Annotated in this window: 1 protein-coding gene; it reads right to left on the bottom strand. The window is 64.5% G+C overall.

What is annotated here, in order from left to right:
* Nucleotides 1-70 precede the first annotated feature (70 nt).
* Nucleotides 71-934 carry an RNase adapter RapZ gene (rapZ, locus tag IP91_RS25890; protein WP_145653513.1) on the bottom strand — a complete coding sequence of 288 codons (864 nt, stop codon included), beginning with the start codon at nucleotides 932-934 and terminating at the stop codon, nucleotides 71-73.
* Between the last annotated feature and the right edge of the window lie 312 nt (nucleotides 935-1,246).

Raw genomic sequence — 1,246 nt, 5'->3', positions numbered from 1 at the left:
CGGGGTTTCGGCGAGCGCAGCTCGTTGCCGCCGCAGCAGTGCGCGCCTGCCAGCGCGCACTCCTTGCACATCAAGCTTGTTCTCTGTGCCGCAACACCACCCGCTCGGTCGGCCCGAAATAGCGCGCCAGGCGCTCGGCCATGTACACGGAGCGATGCTGACCGCCCGTGCAGCCGATGGCCACCGTCAGGTAGCTGCGGTTGTCGCGCTTGAATGCGGGCAGCCATTTCTCGATGAACGCACGGATGTCGACGAACATCTCTTCCGCGCTTGGCTGGGCATCGAGGAACGCGATCACGGGCGCATCGCGTCCGGTCAGAGGCCGCAGCGTCAGGTCGTAATAAGGATTCGGCAGCGCGCGCACGTCGAACACATAATCGGCATCCTGCGGCACGCCTACCTTGAACGCGAACGATTCGAAGAACAGCGTCAGCGGCGCATTCTCGCTTTGCACCAGGTCCTTGACCCAGCCGCGCAGCTTGTTGGCCGACAGCTCCGAGGTGTCGATCACGTGGCCCAGCTGCTCGATGGCGGACAGGCGTTCGCGTTCCTCCTGGATGCACTCGATGAGCGTGCGGCGCGCGGCGGGATTCTTGTCCGGATGGAGCTCGTGCGACAACGGGTGGCTGCGCCGCGTCTCGGAAAACCGCGCCACCAGCGAATGCGTGTTCGCAGTGAGGAACATGATCTTCACATCGTGCCCCAGGTCGCGCAGCTTGCGCACGTCCGACGGCAGGCTGACCAGCGACGCGGCACTGCGCGCATCGACGGCCACGGCCAGCGCCTCCGTGCCTTCCTCGGCGAGCGTCGACACGAGACTGGCCAGCAGGGCCGGCGGCAGATTGTCGACGCAATAGTAGCCGGTGTCTTCGAGAACGTTCAGGGCCACTGATTTGCCCGAGCCGGAAATACCGGTAATGAGGACGATACGCATGGCGCGATGATACCTGAAAAAACCGCCGCTACCGTCGCCTGGCCTGACCAATTCCGCCGCCACGGATGAGTTCGTGTCCACCTTGGGGTCAGACCCCGACATAGACACGGACTCAACCTTAGAGCTCGGGCGGCAAGCTTTTATAGCCCAGTTCGTGTCCAGGTCCGGGTCTGACCCCAGGTGAACACGGACTGGGCTGTAGCCGTTCAAGTCGCGACGTCAGACGCCGCTCATTGCCTGCCGCTGGCGGAGTCGGGGTTTCGTCGTGCGCAGCACTACGCCGACGTAGCGGTGCGCGCCTGCCAGCGCGCA

Source organism: Pseudoduganella lurida, from assembly GCF_007830455.1.
Classification (GTDB): Bacteria; Pseudomonadota; Gammaproteobacteria; order Burkholderiales; family Burkholderiaceae_D; genus Rugamonas; species Rugamonas lurida.
This window is presented reverse-complemented; position numbering and strand designations above follow the sequence as displayed.

Bases quoted from the DNA above. Each gene is read 5' to 3' on its own strand.
- rapZ (WP_145653513.1), bottom strand. From the start codon at position 934: ATGCGTATCGTCCTCATTACCGGTATTTCCGGCTCGGGCAAATCAGTG.